Annotated in this window: 15 protein-coding genes; 13 read left to right on the top strand and 2 right to left on the bottom strand. The window is 38.8% G+C overall.

Translation table 11 applies throughout. The features are described 5' to 3' along the window. Nucleotides 1-20: 20 nt before the first annotated feature. The 13 genes from murF (at nucleotide 21) to HMPREF0669_RS09060 (ending at nucleotide 15,422) form a co-directional block, all read left to right on the top strand. Nucleotides 21-1,349 (top strand): UDP-N-acetylmuramoyl-tripeptide--D-alanyl-D-alanine ligase, encoded by a 1,329-nt coding sequence (gene murF / locus HMPREF0669_RS08990; protein ID WP_009228220.1) that lies wholly within the window; start codon nucleotides 21-23, stop codon nucleotides 1,347-1,349. A gap of 536 nt (nucleotides 1,350-1,885) precedes the next feature. After that, nucleotides 1,886-3,466 carry an endonuclease gene (locus HMPREF0669_RS09000; protein ID WP_009228222.1) on the top strand — a complete coding sequence of 527 codons (1,581 nt, stop codon included), beginning with the start codon at nucleotides 1,886-1,888 and terminating at the stop codon, nucleotides 3,464-3,466. A gap of 263 nt (nucleotides 3,467-3,729) precedes the next feature. Then, the gene (gene murG, locus HMPREF0669_RS09005; RefSeq protein ID WP_020967394.1) at nucleotides 3,730-4,839 is read left to right on the top strand and encodes an undecaprenyldiphospho-muramoylpentapeptide beta-N-acetylglucosaminyltransferase; all 1,110 of its coding nucleotides are present in this window, start codon (nucleotides 3,730-3,732) and stop codon (nucleotides 4,837-4,839) included. Then, nucleotides 4,839-6,218 carry a UDP-N-acetylmuramate--L-alanine ligase gene (gene murC / locus HMPREF0669_RS09010; RefSeq protein WP_009228224.1) on the top strand — a complete coding sequence of 460 codons (1,380 nt, stop codon included), beginning with the start codon at nucleotides 4,839-4,841 and terminating at the stop codon, nucleotides 6,216-6,218. Before murG ends, murC begins: the two co-directional genes overlap by 1 nt. A gap of 42 nt (nucleotides 6,219-6,260) precedes the next feature. Next, entirely contained in the window at nucleotides 6,261-7,049 is a 789-nt protein-coding gene (locus HMPREF0669_RS09015; RefSeq protein WP_009228225.1) for a cell division protein FtsQ/DivIB, read from the top strand. Nucleotides 7,050-7,070: 21 nt separating this feature from the next. Further along, nucleotides 7,071-8,525: a cell division protein FtsA gene (gene ftsA, locus HMPREF0669_RS09020; protein WP_009228226.1), complete on the top strand. Its 1,455-nt coding sequence runs from the start codon at nucleotides 7,071-7,073 to the stop codon at nucleotides 8,523-8,525. Between the two features lie 39 nt (nucleotides 8,526-8,564). Beyond that, nucleotides 8,565-9,899: a cell division protein FtsZ gene (gene ftsZ, locus HMPREF0669_RS09025; RefSeq protein WP_009228227.1), complete on the top strand. Its 1,335-nt coding sequence runs from the start codon at nucleotides 8,565-8,567 to the stop codon at nucleotides 9,897-9,899. Nucleotides 9,900-9,929: 30 nt separating this feature from the next. Then, nucleotides 9,930-10,379 (top strand): GatB/YqeY domain-containing protein, encoded by a 450-nt coding sequence (locus tag HMPREF0669_RS09030; protein ID WP_009228228.1) that lies wholly within the window; start codon nucleotides 9,930-9,932, stop codon nucleotides 10,377-10,379. Nucleotides 10,380-10,777: 398 nt separating this feature from the next. Continuing rightward, the gene (locus tag HMPREF0669_RS09040; RefSeq protein ID WP_009228229.1) at nucleotides 10,778-11,437 is read left to right on the top strand and encodes a PASTA domain-containing protein; all 660 of its coding nucleotides are present in this window, start codon (nucleotides 10,778-10,780) and stop codon (nucleotides 11,435-11,437) included. 46 nt (nucleotides 11,438-11,483) lie between these two features. After that, nucleotides 11,484-12,560 (top strand): RluA family pseudouridine synthase, encoded by a 1,077-nt coding sequence (locus HMPREF0669_RS09045; RefSeq protein WP_009228230.1) that lies wholly within the window; start codon nucleotides 11,484-11,486, stop codon nucleotides 12,558-12,560. A 20-nt stretch (nucleotides 12,561-12,580) separates the two neighbouring features. Next, the gene (locus HMPREF0669_RS09050; protein WP_009228231.1) at nucleotides 12,581-13,579 is read left to right on the top strand and encodes a D-alanine--D-alanine ligase; all 999 of its coding nucleotides are present in this window, start codon (nucleotides 12,581-12,583) and stop codon (nucleotides 13,577-13,579) included. Nucleotides 13,580-13,620: 41 nt separating this feature from the next. Next, nucleotides 13,621-14,769 (top strand): 1-acyl-sn-glycerol-3-phosphate acyltransferase, encoded by a 1,149-nt coding sequence (locus HMPREF0669_RS09055; protein ID WP_009228232.1) that lies wholly within the window; start codon nucleotides 13,621-13,623, stop codon nucleotides 14,767-14,769. Beyond that, complete coding sequence (locus HMPREF0669_RS09060; RefSeq protein WP_009228233.1) at nucleotides 14,766-15,422, top strand: hypothetical protein; 657 nt, start codon at nucleotides 14,766-14,768, stop codon at nucleotides 15,420-15,422. The genes HMPREF0669_RS09055 and HMPREF0669_RS09060 overlap by 4 nt, the downstream gene beginning before the upstream one ends. 35 nt (nucleotides 15,423-15,457) lie before the next feature. On the opposite strand, the gene HMPREF0669_RS09065 is transcribed toward HMPREF0669_RS09060, so the two are convergent. Both HMPREF0669_RS09065 and HMPREF0669_RS09070 read right to left on the bottom strand, forming a co-directional pair. Then, nucleotides 15,458-16,702, bottom strand: a complete 1,245-nt coding sequence (locus HMPREF0669_RS09065; protein WP_009228234.1) for a pitrilysin family protein — start codon at nucleotides 16,700-16,702, stop codon at nucleotides 15,458-15,460. A 228-nt stretch (nucleotides 16,703-16,930) separates the two neighbouring features. Beyond that, on the bottom strand, nucleotides 16,931-17,986 hold the full coding sequence (locus HMPREF0669_RS09070) for a glycosyltransferase (RefSeq protein WP_020967397.1): 1,056 nt from the start codon (nucleotides 17,984-17,986) through the stop codon (nucleotides 16,931-16,933). Between the last annotated feature and the right edge of the window lie 73 nt (nucleotides 17,987-18,059).

An 18,059-nucleotide genomic window follows, 5' to 3' on the forward strand; every position in this document is an offset into this window, starting at 1 on the left:
AAAAAAGAAACAACAAAAGAATGACACTAATAGAAAAGCTTTATCAGCTATTTTTAGAATGCAAAGAAATTACCACCGACACACGAGATTGTCCCAAAGGTAGTATTTTCTTTGCGTTAAAGGGTGCAAACTTCAACGGAAATAGCTTTGCTCACAAGGCATTAGAGCAGGGCTGTGCTTATGCTGTAGTAGACGAATCGACACCCGATATGATTGGTAATGAACAATACATCATTGTAGATAATGTTCTAACCACATTGCAACAGCTTGCCAATCACCATAGAAAAGCACTCGATACCACTATTATTGGTATTACAGGAACCAACGGAAAAACCACAACAAAAGAGCTTTTAGCTACTGTTTTGGCACAAAAATACAACGTTTTATACACTCTTGGCAACTTAAACAACGATATTGGCGTGCCTAAAACGCTGTTACGCCTCAACAAAGAGCACAACATGGCAGTGATAGAGATGGGTGCAAGTCACCCAGGCGACATTAAAACGCTGGTGGATATCGTTGAACCAAACTACGCATTGATAACAAATGTGGGTAGAGCTCACCTGCAAGGATTTGGTAGTTTCGATGGAGTTAAACGCACAAAGGCTGAATTATACGACTTTATGGAGGCGCACAATCGTGCCAACAACATATTTATCAATGCCGAATCTGCGGATCTTTTAGAGATGTTTAGCACACATTGCAAGAGTGAAAGTTATATTGCTTATTCCCCTACCAATAGCGTTGAGGCTTCATTTGTGGCAGAAATAACAGCTAACAATCCTTTTGTTAGCTTCAGGTGGAAAGAAACCAACAACGAATCTGACACTTGGCACAACGTAGGTACGCATCTCATCGGAGCTTATAACATTGCCAATATGTTGGCGGCAGTGAGCATTGGTAGAACAATGGGTGTGGAAAGCAAAGACATTTGTAAGGCTCTCGAGAACTATATTCCAAGCAACAATCGTTCACAACTCATCAAAACGGCTCATAACACCATTATTATGGACGCTTATAATGCCAATCCTACGAGTATGAAAGCGGCTCTTGAGAATTTCATAAAGATGGACGTTGAGCGCAAAATGGTGATTCTTGGCGACATGAAAGAATTGGGTGAGGTGAGCAATTGCGAGCATCAAAAGATATGCGACCTATTGAATTTGGCTCAATTCGATTGTGTTTGGCTTGTTGGAAAGGAGTTTATGGCAACACAAAACGATTTTAAATCGTTCGAGAATGTTGAACAGGTCATAGCCGAACTGCAACAAACTGACGTGCAAAATTTCTGCATCTTGGTAAAAGGTAGCAACGGAATAGGCTTAGCTTGCTTAAAAGATGTGCTATAATAACCCTCTGTAGGACGAGAGCGAAATTCTTTTTAGAGTGCAAAGTCATTCAACTCAAAACAAGATAAAGTTAATTTTACATATAGATAGCTTCCCCCCGTACGACGGAAGCGACTTTTTTAGAGCGCAAAACCATTCAACTTAAAACAAGATAAATTTAATTTTATATATAAATAGCTTCCCTTATGTGGGAAGCTATTTTCTTTTTGTAGCACAGCAAGATTTTAATCACGAAAAAGTATTTTTATTTTCACTAAACAAACTCAATGTAATTAGGATGCAAAAGCAATGAGTTTATGGGCTAAAAGCAATGCAATTACAAGTCAAAAGCAGTACTATTATATCGTAGTTGTTATTTTATGCAAGTCGACTAGTAAAAAAATATACTATAAAAACATTAAAATGGGCAATAGTCCACTAAAAAGTATTAACTTTGTAGCATACAGATATCTTGCAAAACATGTAGCCTTGTTCAACAATTGCTATCGATATCAACTTGTTGATATTCAAAAGTTTCACAAAAAAAATAAAACATCATGAAGAGAATTTTACTTTTTGCATCAATCATCGCACTTTTATCGGTGTGGAGTACTAACACTTTTGCTGCCGACCGAGCAACAATTGCGAAGTATTATTCGTCGCTAAAAGGATTAAAGAAAGAAGAATTAAAGAAGGCTTTGGGAACTCTTCTTCGCCAACACAAGACCTTAGGCTACGGAAAAGGAAAGGGAAATGTATGGGATGCCTTTTACACTACCGATCGAAAGGAAAACAATGAGGTTGTAAACAGGTATAGTTCTGAGAAATTTACCTTTCCTTCAACCAACAATTATCAAGATGTTGCAGGAATGAACATCGAGCATTCGTTTCCCAAAAGTTGGTGGGGAAAAACCGAAAATCCTGCTAATTCAGACATACATCACCTTTATCCAAGTCCTTCTAAAGACAATTCGCAAAAAGGAAACTTCCCTATGGCTATTGTAACTACCGTGAAACACAACAGTGGTGCAGGCTATGATAAGGTCGGAACTGGTACAATTGAAGGAAAAACACAAAATTGTTGGGAACCAGGAGACACCTGGAAGGGTGATTTTGCACGTTCTTATATGTACATGGCAACCACTTATTCGAACTTAACTTGGGTTAAAATGGGTCTTGTTACCAACATTACAGGTGAATATCCAACATTGAAAAACTGGGCAAGCACTTTGTATCGCCAATGGAGCAAGAACGACAAAGTGAGCGAGATTGAAACAAAACGCAATGATGCTGTATATGCCATTCAAGGCAATCGCAACCCATTTATCGACTATCCATTTATTGCTGAATACATTTGGGGCGATAGTGTGAATGTAAGTTTCGATCCTAATAAAGCAATAACCACTGCAAGTGACGATGCAAGATATGGTAGTTATGCGGTAACTCCAAGCTTACCTGATGCGGAAACGACTCCTTCTACACCAGAAACAACACAAGATGAGAACGTTATCTATAACTTAGACATCGACAATGGTTGGAATACTTTAGAGAAAAACAACATCACTCTCCCAACTGGTTCAACCTATGTGTGGACTCATGACGAAACTCATAAAGTGTTTAAAGCATCTGCTTTCGTGAAGAAACAAAGACTTGCGAGTGAAGCTTTGTTAATTACTCCAGAGATAGACTTAACAAATTATAAAGATCTTACACTCGATTTAGAGCACGCTTTGAAATTTGGTAATCATGAAAACCTAAGCGTTGAGGTGGTAGTTGACGGTACAACAGAAGTACTTAATATTCCTGTTTGGGGCGATGGAAAAAGCTTTAAGGCGGTGAAAGCCACAGCTGTTTCACTTGAAAAATATGCAGGTAAGAAGGTAAAGTTGCAATTCCGCTACAAATCAACAACAACTAACTGCCCAACATGGCAAATAAAATCGATGAATGTTAAAGGAACTAAAGTAACAACAGGTATCAACAACACCACAAACGATGCTTTTGCACAACCAAACTTTGATGAGCCTTACGAACTATTCACCATCGATGGTATGAAGTTAGATAGCAATAACAGCAACTACAGAGGTATTGTTATTCTAAAACAAGGTAACAAAACTTGGAAAATGTATAAGAGATAATCTCTTAATCACTCTATAACCAGGGGGCGCATCTACATGATGTGCCCTTTTATTTTGTCGTTTTTTAGGACTTCTTTTCTTCTAATGAAGGCTATAGTTTTTTTATTTGTTTTGATAACTCACAAGAAACAACCTAAGAGTTAATACGCAAAAAAAGACAAAAACAAAGAAACAATACTTGTTTTAATACAAAATCTATCTAAAAAACAGCCCTCAATACATTTTTTTTGATTATTTTTGCAAGGATATATCACATTAATAAAATGGAAAGAAACTTGAGAATAATTATCAGTGGTGGTGGAACTGGTGGACATATCTTCCCTGCAATCTCAATTGCTAACGCCATAAAGCAGTTAGAACCCACTGCAAACATTTTGTTTGTAGGTGCTTTAGGACGTATGGAAATGCAACGAGTGCCCGACGCTGGATATGAGATCAAAGGTTTACCTGTATGCGGTTTCGACAGAAAACACCTATGGAAAAACATAAAAGTGCTTTATAAACTCTGGCAAAGTCGCCGTTTAGCAAAAGCTATCATTAAAGAGTTTAAACCTAATGCGGCTGTTGGTGTTGGAGGTTATGCCAGTGGTCCAACGCTCAACCAATGCGCTTCGCTTGGCGTTCCCTATCTCATTCAAGAACAAAACTCCTACGCAGGTGTAACAAACAAGCTGTTAGCAAAGCGTGCAAGCAAAATTTGTGTGGCGTATGAAGGTATGAATCGTTTCTTTCCAAACGACAAAATAATACTTACAGGCAATCCTGTTCGTCAGAATATCTTGCAAAACAACATTTCAAAGGCAGACGCTCGCAAAGTATTTCAGTTAGATCCTGAAAAGAAAACCATCTTAATTATTGGCGGAAGTCTTGGTGCTCGAACCATTAATGAGAGTATTCTGCAACATCTTAGCGAAATAAGAAACAGCGATGTGCAATTTATTTGGCAAACAGGAAAGGTGTATAAAGAAGCAATAGCAAAACAATTAGAAGGCGAAGAGCCTCTTGCTAATCTTCATGTCACCGACTTTATTAGCGATATGGCCTCTGCTTATGCTGCAGCCGACATGGTTATTAGTCGTGCAGGTGCAAGCTCTATCAGCGAATTCTGCCTTTTAGGTATGCCAGTGATATTGGTTCCAAGTCCTAATGTGGCTGAAGATCATCAAACGAAGAATGCTCTTGCCCTTGTAAACAAGCAGGCGGCAGTGTATGTTAAGGATGCAGAGGCACCCGAAAAACTTATTAATACAGCGTTGTCAATTATCAACGACGAGAGCAAACTAAACGAATTACATCAAAATATCTTAGGGATGGCACTCAAAAACTCGGCAGAACGCATTGCTGAAGAGGTGCTAAAAATAGCAAAACAATAATGGAATTAAACGAAATAAAAGCAGTATACTTCATCGGTGCGGGTGGAATTGGAATGAGTGCAATAGCTCGTTACTTCCTTGCAAAAGGACTTGTTGTTGCAGGTTACGATAAAACTCCAACCGACCTAACACGTAATTTAGAGAAAGAGGGCATGCTTCTTCACTATGAAGAGAATGTAGACGAAATACCACATGCCTGCAAGAATCCTCTAAACACATTGGTGGTATACACTCCAGCCATTCCTTCTACACATAAAGAACTTATCTTCTTCCGTGAAAATAACTTCGATATTCAAAAGAGAGCACAAGTGTTAGGAACACTAACTCGCACTCATAAAGGCATTTGCGTGGCAGGAACACATGGCAAAACATCTACTTCTACGATGTGTGCACACATTCTTCACCAGAGTAATGTAGACTGTAATGCCTTTCTTGGAGGTATTTCGAAAGACTATGGCACTAACTATATCTTATCAAAAGATAGCGAATATGTTGTAATTGAAGCCGATGAGTTCGACAGAAGCTTTCATTGGTTGCGCCCTTATGCCACTGTTATCACCTCAACAGACCCCGATCACTTAGATATTTACGGAACAAAAGAGGCTTATTTGGAAAGCTTCAAACACTATACAACACTCATTCAACCAGGCGGTGCCTTGATCATTAAAAAGGGATTAGAAATGACTCCTGCCGTAGTTGATGGTGTTAAGGTGTATGAATATAGCGAGAATGAGGGCGATTTTCATGCTGAAAACATCAAAATAGAGAATGGAGAGATTACATTCGACTTCATTTCGCCCATCGAAAACGTATATAACATTCAACTAGGACAACCTGTTCCTATCAATATTGAGAACGGAGTGGCAGCAATGGCATTGGCTCAAATATGCGGTTGCACTGCAGATGAATTGCGATATGGTATGAGTTCGTATCATGGAGTGGTGAGACGATTCGACTTTAAGATAAAGAACGACAAGCATGTGTTGCTCTCCGACTATGCACATCACCCCAAAGAGATTTTTCAAAGCGCAAGAAGTTTAAAACAACTTTATAACAATCGCAAAATAACTGCAATCTTCCAACCTCACCTTTACAGTAGAACAAAAGACTTTTATAAGGACTTTGCAGAGGCTCTTAGCTTGTTAGATGAAGTAATTTTATGTGATATCTATCCCGCAAGAGAGCTTCCAATCGAAGGAGTTACAAGTAAATTGATTTACGACTGCTTGAAAGATGGAGTTCAAAAGCAAATGATTCACAAAGAAGAATTGCTCGATTTGGCTCGTGAACGTGACTTCGATGTGCTCGTAATATTAGGTGCTGGCGACATAGAAAGCTATATGCCACAGCTCACAAAAATAATAGAATCAAAAGAATAAATCATATTATATAAGTAAGGCATCAACCTCTTTTCGGTCAATATGCAAATTAATGTAAAGAAAATAGTAACCATCTTGCTCGATGTTGCATTGGCAGTGTATCTTGTTTTTGCGTTCACATCGTTCAATAAGCCCTACGCAACAACTACGACCTGCAGTAAAGTGCAGATCAATGTTGCAGATGGTACTACCAATGGGTTTATAGATGCCAAAGAAATAAAAGCGAGATTGCAAAAAAATAAGCTATTCCCGCTTGAAAAACCAATGCGCTATATCGACACAAGACGCATTGAAGAGATGCTTACAAAAAGCCCATTCGTGAGTACGGCAGAATGTTATAAAACTCAAGAAGGGCACGTAAACATCACCATTACACAGCGAATGCCAGTGGTAAGAATAAAGGCTCAGAACGGAGAAGATTATTATGTAGACGACAAAGACTGTATAATGCCTAACTCACATTATACCTCTGACCTTATCATTGCAACAGGTCCCATCTCTCGTTCGTTTGCTCAAAGATATATTTCGCCAATGAGTCGCACAATAATTAATAACGAACTGTGGCAAAATCTTGTTGAACAAATCAATGTATTACCTAATGGTGGCATCGAAATTATACCAAGAATAGGTGATCATATCATCTATCTTGGTCAGATTCCAGAAAGTCGAAACCGTGAAAAACGGGAACTATTGATAAAGAATTTTATAGATACAAAGCTGTCAAGACTAGAGAAATTCTATAAATATGGATTGTCTCAGGCAGGCTGGAACAAATATTCTTATATCAATTTAGAGTTTGATAACCAAATTATTTGTAAGAAACGAATTTAGAAAATATAACGAAATATAGTTATGGCAAAGGAATTTATTGTAGCAATTGAATTAGGGTCAACCAATATTATTGGTGTTGCTGGCAAGAAAAACATAGATGGAAGCATCTCAATTCTTTCAGTAATTAAAGAAGACTCCACCTCATGTATCAACAAAGGAGTCGTGTATAATATTGACAAAACAGTGCAATGCTTAACCAATATCATCAAACGTTTAGAGACATCTCTAAAGTCTAAGGTGGCTCAAGTGTATGTTGGTGTAGGCGGACAGAGCATAAGAAGCGTCAAGAATACATTGATTAAAGAACTTCCTTTAGATACTGTTGTAACCTTAGACATGGTAAATGAACTAATGGATGCAAACAGAAGCATGACTTATCCCGCACAAGAAGTCCTCGATGCAATAACTCAAGAATATAAAGTTGATGCACAATATCAACTCGACCCTGTTGGTATTCAATGCACAAGACTCGAAGCAAACCTTTTAAATATATTGTGGAAGAAATCTTTTTACCGCAATCTTAATAAGTGTTTCGATAATGCTGGCATCGCAATTGCAGAGATGTATCTTGCTCCATTGGCTCTAGCCGACAGCGTTTTAACCGATGCAGAAAAGCGAGTTGGCTGTGTTTTAGTTGATTTAGGTGCTGAAACTACAACCGTTTCAGTATACTATCGCAACATTCTCCGCCATCTAGCTGTTATCCCATTGGGTGGAAATAACATCACAATAGATATCGCATCACTTCAGATGGACGATGAAAATGCAGAAAAGATAAAGCTCAAATACGCTTCGGCTTATACTGATAGCAAAGATATTGACGAGAACTTAAAGTACTCAATCGATGAAGATAGACAAGTTGATAGCAAGACATTTATCGAGATTGTAGAGGCTCGTTTAGAAGAAATTATAAAGAATGTATGGTACCAAGTGCCTAGCGAATACACCGATAAGCTATTAGGTGGATTCATAATTACAGGTGGAGTATCAAACATGAAGAACATAGAAAAGGCGTTTAAACAACACACTGGAGTTGATAAGATAAGAATTGCCAACTTTGTTCAAGAGACAATTAACTCTAACATTCCTGAAATTACAGCACATAATGCAACTATGAATACCGTATTAGGATTGATTGCAAAAGGCGATATGAACTGTGCTGGCGACGAACTAACAAGCGATTTATTCGCAAAAGAAAATAATACAGAAACCACTTCTACTGCTGTAGAGGCACCAAAGGCTCCTCGTTCGATAACAGAAACACAGGGAAGAGGTGTTGTTCCTACTGAAGCTGAGAAACAAAAGGCTGAAGAAGAAGCAAGAAGAAAGCGTGAAGAGGAAGAAGCTGAGCAAAGAGCTAGAGAGGAAGAAGAACGCAGATTAGAAGAAGAGAAGCGTAAAAATAGTCCTTTAAACAAGCTATTCAGAAAGACAAAGAATTTCTTCGATCAGATAATGAAAGAAGAAGGAGAGTAAGAAAACAAGCAGATTTAACGTTTTTAATGCACAAATAATATGGCAGATAACGCATTTAACGACAGCGGAAGAGTAGAATTTATATCAGCTAAGAAAGCGAAAAGTATAATAAAAGTAATCGGTGTTGGAGGTGGAGGCGGTAACGCTGTAAACCACATGTATAGAGAAGGAATTCATGATGTAACTTTCTTGGTTTGCAACACCGACCGACAAGCACTCGAAGACTCGCCCATTCCAGACAGACTTCAATTGGGAGACGAAGGTTTGGGAGCAGGAACTAACCCTATAAAGGGTCGTACTGAGGCTGAAAACAGCATAGAACAAATTCGTGCAAAGCTAAGCGATGGAACCAAAATGGTATTCATCACAGCCGGAATGGGTGGTGGAACAGGTACAGGTGCTGGTCCTATCGTAGCGAAAGTAAGTAAGGAAATGGATATTCTTACAGTGGGAATCGTTACCATTCCATTTATTTTCGAAGGCGCAAAGAAAATCGATCAAGCTCTAGATGGCGTAGAAGAAATGGCAAAAAACGTTGATGCTCTTTTGGTAATCAACAACGAACGCCTCAGAGAAATATATCCTTCGCTAGGTGTTTTAGATGCTTTCGGAAAGGCAGACGACACTCTTAGCATCGCAGCACGAAGTATTGCAGAGATAATTACAGAGCATGGTATTATCAATGTCGACTTCCAAGACGTTAAAAACGTGTTGAGAGAAGGCGGAGTTGCAATCATGAGCACTGGTTATGGTGAAGGAGAAGGCAGATTAAGGAAGGCTATTGAAGATGCACTTAACTCGCCTCTACTCAACGATAACGACATCTATAACTCAAAGAAAATCCTTTTAAGCATCAAGATTAGCGACGACAAGGACGAAAAAACCAAGTTCACTATGGAAGAAATGAATGAGGTTCACGAGTTTATGGGCAATATTACAGGTGACTATGAATCTAAGTTTGGTCTGTCGGTAGACCCTGAGTTGGGAGAAAAAGTAAAGGTAACCATTCTTGCAACGGGCTTTGGTATGAAAGATATCGATGTTGTTGAGAATCACATGAACAAGAAAGAAGCTCAAGAAGAGGCTATCAACAATGCTAAAAGGCAGCAAGAAGTGGCTCAAAAGATGATGCTTAGAGGTAAATATTATGGTGGAGATGTGGCACACAGAAATACAAAACGCAATTTTAACGTGTTCCTATTCGATTCTGAAGATTTATCAAATGAAGAAATTATTCTTGAAGTTGAGAAGATTCCAACCTACAAACGCAGTATCAAAGCACTCGAAGATATTCGTCGTAAGCTAAAGAAAGATCCTACAAACGATAACAACGAGGGACAAGAACCTGTGCAAGGACTCATCACTTTTGCATAAATAAGAACGTAAAATATCAAAGATAAAGATATGGAACTATTCGAACAAATCAGCAATGACATTAAAGATGCAATGAAAGCACGTGACAAAGTGCGTTTAGAAACATTGCGTAACATTAAGAAAGTGTTCCTTGAAGCAAAGACAGCACCTGGTGCAAACGATCAATTAAGCGATGCAGATGCTCTTAAAATACTTCAGAAACTAGCAAAACAAGGCAAAGAATCTGCCACCACTTTCACACAATCGGGTCGTGAAGACTTAGCTGCTCACGAAATAGAACAGGTTAAAGTGATTGAGGCATACTTGCCTAAGCCTCTCTCTAACGAAGAGATAGAGAAGATTGTAGCTAACATTATTAGTGAAACAGGGGCACAAGGCATGAAAGATATGGGTAAAGTAATGGGGCAAGCAAGCAAACAAATGGCTGGAAAAGCAGAGGGCGGAACCATCTCTACCATCGTTAAAAAATTGCTTTCTTAAACGTTTCAAAGCACAATAACGCCAAAGCAACAAAGGTTGCAGGCGCACAACATCATTAAACTCCAATGCACATAGTGTGTTGGAGTTTTTTTTATCCCTGCAAAAGCAACGTTTTTACATGCTAATTGCATTGCTTTTGACACACAATAGCAATGCTTTTGCAGGTCAATTGCATTGCTTTTACTTGCAATCATCATAACTCTTTGACTTACATAACTAGAAAATGAATTGCAAAGCAATGAGCTATGTAATGTTTTTTTTGTACTTTTGCAAAGAAGAGACGTTATTTATTTATATGATAACACGCTCTCTTGCAGTTCATGCGATGTGATGCAAATCACTAAGAATAAAATTATCTAAAACGTGTGGACGTCATTTTGCAAACGAAAAAGACACAAATGGAATCGTCAGAATTTATAGGTAAGTTCAAGAGTAGATATCTTTGGCTCAACATTCTCGCAATGATTGGCGTGGTGGTGCTTTGTCTTTGGGGGATAAAATATGGTTTATCGCTCTACACCCATCATGGAGAATCGATCATTGTGCCTCATCTTAAGTTCAAATCTTACCAAGAAGCAGAGGCTCAACTCAAACGTTTAGGACTTGAAGTAGAGGTGGTAGACACGGGTTATATCAAAACATTGCCTCCAGATTGTATTCTCGAACAAAATCCAAAGGGTGGCGAAAGGGTAAAATCGGGTCGCATCATCTATCTCACCATCAACTCTTCTAAATCTCCAACCATTACTCTTCCCGATGTAATCGACAACAGTTCCCTTCGTGAAGCAATGGTAAAACTACAGTCAATGGGCTTCAAACTCACTGCACCTAAGCAAGTTCCAGGAGAGAAAGACTGGGTTTATGGTATCATGATAGGCGATAGAAATGTAGTAGCAGGAGAAAAAATACCTGTAGATAAACCACTAACTATTTTAGTAGGAAATGGTATGCGCAGTGCAAGTGACAGCGTAAGCTATGTTGAACCCATATATCGTAACGACAATTCACAAGGCAATGAAGGGGATGATTTTGAAGAAATACCCGTCCCCGGAGAATAAATAACAAAGAGAAGTTACGATATCATCAAACAAAAACATTTTATTTGTGATTAACGACGAAAATATATCAATAGATAACGACGAGTTATTAGAAGACGACGAACAACAACTTTACGAGCATTTTCGCATCGTTGCCGACGAAGGTCAAAAGCCTTTACGAGTAGATAAGTTTATGTTCGAGAAACTTCAACATAGTAGTCGAAACAGAATTCAAAAGGCAGCAGAGGCTGGTTTCGTGCATGTAAACGACCAACCTGTGAAGAGTAACTATAAAATTCGTCCCAACGACGTGGTTACTTTAATGCTCGATCGCCCTCGACACGATAACACTATCGAGGCAGAAAACATACCTTTAGATATTGTTTACGAAGATGCTGAATTGCTTGTAGTAAACAAACCCGCAGGACTTGTGGTGCACCCAGGAGTGGGAAACTTTCATGGTACACTGATAAATGCCGTTGCTTGGCACATGAAAGACGATAAGAACTTCGACGCAAACAGTCCCGAAGTGGGTTTAGTACATCGCATAGACAAGGATACTAGCGGTTTGTTGGTAGTGGCAAAAACTCCTAATGCCAAAACAAAGTTAGGTGTTCAGTTCTTTAATAAAACTACTACACGAAGCTATAAGGCTCTTGTTTGGGGACATATCGCTGAAGATGAGGGCAGAATTGAAGGCAACATCGGTCGTGATCCTAAAGATCGTCAACGCATGACAGTATTCTCTCCCGACTCAGGAATAGGCAAACCTGCCGTTACTCACTATAAAGTTATCGAGCGATTTGGTTATACTACGCTCATAGAGTGTATATTAGAGACAGGCAGAACACACCAAATACGTGCTCACATGAAGCATATTGGGCACCCTTTGTTTGGAGATGAACGTTATGGAGGTAAGGAAATACTTCGTGGAAACAGAAGCTCTAGCTACAAATCGTTTGTTCAAAACTGCTTTAATATATGCGACAGACAAGCACTTCACGCACAAACACTGGGCTTTGTTCACCCAACAACCCAAAAAGAATGTCACTTTACATCACCATTGCCTAACGATTTAGATACAATGTTAAACAAATGGCGTGTGTATATAGAAGGAACTAATAACGATACTTTCAATAATTGACAAATAAAGAATAAGCAAATATGACTCAAAAAAGAAATATTGCCATTGTATGTGGTGGCTACTCATCAGAACACGAGGTATCTTTACGCTCGGCACAAGGAATTTATTCGTTCTTCGATAAAGAGCGTTACAATGTTTATATTGTAGAAATTAGTAAAGAATCGTGGTGGGTGAATGTTGAAGAGAATCAACAACTGCCAATTGATAAAAATAACTTCTCTTTTGAGTTGAATGGCAATAAGGTCGTCTTCGATTATGCTTATATCACTATTCACGGCACCCCTGGCGAGAATGGACTACTTCAAGGCTACTTTGATATGATTCAATTGCCTTATTCTACATCTGGAGTTTTGGTAGAAGCAATGACCTTTAACAAGTTTGTTTTGAACAATTACCTTCGTGGTTTTGGCTATAATGTGGCTAAAAGTATGGTAGTTTACAAAGACGAGGCACATAAAATAAGCGCAGAAAAGATTGAGAGTGAACTTGGAATGCCTTGCTTTATTAAGCCAGCAGCCGATGGTTCGAGCTTTGGAGTATCGAAAGTGAAAAGCAAAAGCGATATTCCTGCAGCCTTAGAGCTTGCCTTTAACGAAAGCAATGAGGTGATGATAGAAAGTTTTTTACAAGGAACTGAAATCTCAATAGGCTGCTATGCCACTAAAGAAGGATTGGTTTCGCTTCCTGCAACCGAAGTAGTTACAGAAAATGAGTTCTTCGATTACAACGCAAAATATAACGGACAAGTACAAGAAATCACCCCTGCTCGCCTTCATCCAGACACTGCAGAGCGTGTAGCTAATGAGGTAAAAGAAATCTATTCGTTATTGCGTTGCAACGGAATTATACGTATCGACTACATCATTAGTAAAGATTCTAACGGCAAGGATGTTCTAAACCTATTAGAAATCAACACCACTCCTGGTATGACTGCAACAAGTTTCATTCCTCAACAGGTTCGTGCTGCAGGCTTAAATATGACCGATGTGCTTACAAACATCGTTGAACGTCAATTCTAAAACAATCCAGTTGCATCTTAAACATCAAATACTTTAAAGATATGATGATACCTGAAGAATTTAAAGACATACGCCCTTTCGAGCCAGAAGAATTGCCCGAGGCGATTGATAGGCTATTTAGTAGCGAGCAATTTCGCTCTATTTTGCCTTATATCTTCCCTGAAATACCCGTTGAAACGCTTCATCAAAAGATGAAAGAAGTAAAAAATAGTATGGAATTTCAACGTGTTTTTAGTTATAAGTTTGTTTATTGGGTACTCAATAAAACGGCTAAATCGGTTTCATTTAACAGCGATGCGATAGATAAAAGTAAAAATTTTACTTTCTTAAGTAACCATCGTGACATTGTATTAGATTCGGCAATTCTCGACGTTCTACTAATAGATGCAGGATTTGACACATCGTGTGAGATTGCAATTGGCGACAACTTATTGTCTCTTCCGTGGGTAAAAGACCTTGTAAGAATTAACAAATCGTTCATTGTTGAGCGTGGTTTGCCCCCTCGTCAGATGCTCATTGCCAGCAAACGCCTATCTAACTACATGCATTTTGTGATCACTAACAAAAACGAAAACATTTGGATTGCGCAACGAGAGGGCAGAGCAAAAGACTCAAACGACCGCACTCAAGAGGCTCTTTTGAAAATGCTTACCATTGGTGGAGAAGGCTCTTTGGCTGATAAACTAAAGGAAATGCACATCGTTCCCTTAGCTATTTCGTACGAATACGACCCCTGCGACTATCTAAAGGCAATGGAGTTTCAGTTAAAGAGAGACAATCCTGAGTATAAAAAAAGTGCTCAAGACGATATCATAAGTATGCAAACGGGCATCATGGGATATAAAGGTCGCATTCATTATCACAGTGTAGGGTGTATTGACTCGTTTCTTGAATCGCTCGACAGCGAACTTTCTAAGAACGATTTTTATGCAATTGTGGCGCAACATATCGATCAACAAATACATGCAAACTATCGTTTGTATGCTAATAACTATATTGCTCTCGACCTATTAGAGAACAATAACCAATATAGTAACTATTACACACACGAAGAAAAGCAAACTTTCGAAGACTATATCACTGGTCAATTGAACAAAATTCAAATCGAAAACAAAGATGAAGCTTATCTTCGTGAGCGTATATTAACAATGTATGCCAACCCAGCAATTAATCATTTTAAAGCTATATGAAAATAAAAACAATTATTGGTGCAGCCTTACTACTATTAACAGCCTGCACTTCAAACACCTTTGATGGTGGGGATGGAGAAAATTCTTACCTAAAACGAGATGCCGCAGAGGTAACTATTAACAAGCAAGACCAAACTGCTAATATCGTATTTGACGATGATCAGAAGGCAAGTGTCAAGCTTCCTACACAACATCCATGGCTAACTGGCACTGAAACGTTCTATCGTGCAATAGTTACTTATCGTGAAAAAGACCAGGTAAAGTCTATCTTAGGCTTCATTCCGATGATGCTTCTTCAACCTGTTACACAAACAACTGAAGACGTAAAGAGCGACCCTGTGTTATATGTTGCATCGAACTTTGCTAAGAATAAGAAGTATTTGAACGTTCAACTAACGGTTCCAATGCGTTTAGAGAAGGTGAAAGATAAGCCCATTAATATCTCTATTGCAGAAAAGAAACTTACAATGAGCCATGGAAACAATGTACATTATATTTGGACTGTGGTGTTTAGCAACAAAGAAACCACCAATAATGTAACAGAACCTGCATTGTTAAGCATTCCTACATCACAGCTTGTTAAAGGCGACTCGTTAACACTAAGAATACAAAACGGCATTAGGTTAGAAGAACTTAAAGGCGTTATGCCATAAAAAGAAGCTACTGCTTAAAGGCAGTAGCTTTTATTTTATTCTAGAATGAGGGTGAATAAGCGATTGGAATCGAATATTTCTCTCGAAACATTTATGATCTCTTGAGGTGTAATAGCATCTATTTCGGTAAACAAATCGTCGATAGATTTCACCTCATTGAAATAGAGAAAGGCTTTTGAAAAGTCGAGTGCAAAGCTCTCTCTACTATCACATGACACTGCAATTTGCCCCTTTAACTGTTGCTTTGCGCTGGCTATTTGCTTGGTTGTAAGCATGCTATCGCACAGGCGTTGCATTTCTTTTTTCACCAAGGCGATGCATTTTTTAAGGTCGTGAGGGTCGCAACCAAAGTACACACTCCACACTCCTACATCGCTATAACACACCATCGAGCTATCGACACTATACACTAAGCCTCGTTTTTCACGCAAAGCAATAGAGAAACGAGCGTTCATTCCTGGCCCACCTAATATGTTATTCAACAAATAAAGTACCACACGTTGCTTGTTATACACGCTAAACGACTTGGCACCTATCATGACATGGCATTGGTGCGTGTTGCGTTTTATCACCTTTTGAGTGCCTTCGACGCTCGTTGTCTTTAATATATCGTTAGGTAAGAGCATCTCTCTTTGCAAACGAGGAGTGGCTTCTGGGAAAGCACTGGTTAGCTTATTGAGTTGCTGAACCAATCGTTTAAAATCAACATCTCCATACACAAAGAACACCATATTATTGGGTTGATACATTCGTTGTGTAAATCTTTGAGCATCGGCAGTGGTGAATTGTCGTACATTCTCTGCCTTTCCTAAAATATTATGACCCAAAGCTGCACAGCCAAAGAGTTCTTGTTCGAAATAATCATAAATGAGTTCAGAGGGCGAATCGTTATAGCTCTCTATCTCATCGCAAATCACTTCAACCTCTTTTGCAATCTCTTTTTGTGGATAAACGCTGTTAAACACCATATCGGTAAGCACTTCTACAGCCTTATAAATATGCTTCGACAATATTGCTGCATGATAAACGGTTGTTTCTTTGGTTGTAAAAGCATTTAAATCGCCACCATATTGTTCCAAACTATTGATGATGTTACGTGCCGAACGCTTTGCTGTGCCTTTGAAAGACATATGTTCACAGAAATGTGCTAAGCCCTCTTCGTTGCTCAACTCATCTCTTGTTCCTGCTTTAATGTAATATCCACAATACACAATTTGTGATGAATGGGGGACGCAAACCAGGCGTAATCCGTTGGTAAATGTATGCGTTTGATGTGTCATAGATGGACAAAGGTAGTATATTTTTGCGAAAAATAAATGTAAAAGCAATACTATCTTCTTGCTTTCTCAATTTAAGTAAAACGTAAATACTTTGGGGATTCTAAAAGGAGATGCAATAAAAGGTTGGCTAATAAAGAAAAGGAAATGAATAATGGGGGTGAAATAGAAATGTTGTGGGATAGATGCAACAACGCAGTAATGTTATAATACGATAAAAACCATTATTCATTATGCTTTTTTATCGTATTTCTTAATCACCTGAGTAACTACTTCAGCGCATTTTTCGTTGTTATATTCACGTTCAGCAAGAGCTCTTCCACGTGCTCCCATTGCTGTAGCTTCGGTTGGATTTTGGGTGATATAATCAATAGCTTTTGTCCAATTTTCTACATCATAGTAAGGAACTGAGATGCCACAGCCGTCTTTATCAAAGTCGATTGGTATCTGAGGGTTGCGACTACAAATAATAGGTAAGCCCAAAGCAAGTGCTTCTACCACCGTAGTTAAGCCTACCGTGTATTTCGATTCTTGGCAACATATCACCACACAATTGGCTTTATTCACCTCAAGGGCAAGCTCATAGGGTGCTAATCGGTTCCATTGATGCACCTTAATATTATCGTTGAGCGTTAAATTGGCAAACACCTTATTATAATTTACATCACCATTCTGCTCGTTAATATAAATGTCTAACGGAGCATTGGTGGCGTTAAAGGCCTTGATAAGAGTGGGCATGTCTCGCAATTCTTTACCAGTTGAAATGAAACCCTTTGTGCGTTGGGTTTGATGACGAATAGAATCGTAGAACTTTAGGTCGGCTCCCCAATGTCCTAAGTGCATCTTTTGAGGTGGATATTTGGCTGTTTTGCATGAGTCGTTCACCAATTTTTGAGAGAAAAAGAACAACTCGTCGAATCCTTTATAAAACAATTTGCCCAACCACTCACGCCACTTTGAGGGCGATTTGATGATGGGTTGATGGTGCCAAACAATCACTGGCTTGCGAAAAAGATGAAGTGCTCGCAAGAAAACAATTAGTTCTAATCCACGATAATGTGTTGCATAAACTGCATCGAACGATTCTTTGCAAGTGAGTATGCGCCATGTGGTGCGCACCATCATCTTCCAACGACTTTGGTTGAGCTTGCTTTTATGCCACACCACATCAACTCCGTGCTTTGAAAAGAGCGTTGCACCATATAAAAAATGTGGTGGAAACTCTTGCTTTTCAATCTGTTGCAGAATGTGTTGAATGTCTTGTGTGTGATAGAAATATACCTTCATATTTGCAAAAGTACTTAAAAAACAGAACAATAGGCACAAAACCTATCTTTTTATTCATTCTAGACAGCCTGAA

Source organism: Prevotella sp. oral taxon 299 str. F0039 (assembly GCF_000163055.2).
Classification (GTDB): Bacteria; Bacteroidota; Bacteroidia; order Bacteroidales; family Bacteroidaceae; genus Prevotella.